The sequence below is a fragment of the Rhodococcus sp. R1101 genome (assembly GCF_000278445.1).
GTDB lineage: Bacteria > Actinomycetota > Actinomycetes > Mycobacteriales > Mycobacteriaceae > Rhodococcus > Rhodococcus gordoniae.
Window position 1 is genome coordinate 1 of the sequence record NZ_AJVB01000849.1, and the last position, 811, is coordinate 811.

Sequence of the window (811 nt, forward strand, 5' to 3'; positions counted from 1 at the left end):
GGCGTCGACCATCAACGCCTCGAGCATCGACGGCACCACATGCAGCGTCGTCACCGACTGCTCCGTCAGCAACCGGTTCAGATACGCCGGATCCCGATGACCGTCGGCCGACGCGATCACCACACGACCACCGGAGACCAGCGCCGACCAGAACTCCCACACCGACAGGTCGAACGTCGCCACCGTCTTCAACAGCACCGCATCATCGACGCCGAGACCGAAATACTCACGCTTCCACAGCAACTGGTTGACGATCGCCGCGTGCGGCACCGCCACACCCTTCGGCCGGCCCGTCGAACCCGACGTGAAGATCACATACGCCGTGTTCGACGCACGCAACGGCGCAATCCGCTCGGTGTCGGTCACCGGCACCGCGGACAGCTCGGACAGATCCAGGCTGTCGAGCAGCAGGATGGGGACAGACTTCTCCCCCGGTGCCGTGAACTCGTCGCGTTCGGTGGACAGCACCACCACCGGAGCGGCCGTGTCGAGAATGTAGGCATTGCGCTCGTCCGGCTGATCCGGATCCACCGGCACATACACGCCACCGGCCTTGACCACCGCATACATACCGACCAGCAACTCGACCGAACGACGCATCGCCAGCGCCACCGTCGACTCCGGACCCACACCCTCCGAAATCAACCTGCGCGCAAGACGATTCACACGCGCATCGAACTCCGCATAACTCAGCGACCCACCCTCGAACACCAACGCCGACGCATCCGGCACCCGCAAGACCTGCTCGTCGAACAGATCCACCAGCGTCGCCGAGGCGGTGGGATGCGCGGTGTCGTTCCACACCTCGAGG

The 811-nt window shown here is 64.7% G+C and carries 1 protein-coding gene; it reads right to left on the bottom strand.

Annotated features, from left to right (window positions below):
• Positions 1-811, bottom strand: an 811-nt coding sequence (locus R1101_RS28820) for an AMP-binding protein (protein ID WP_037225249.1), incomplete at both ends; no start/stop codon positions are given.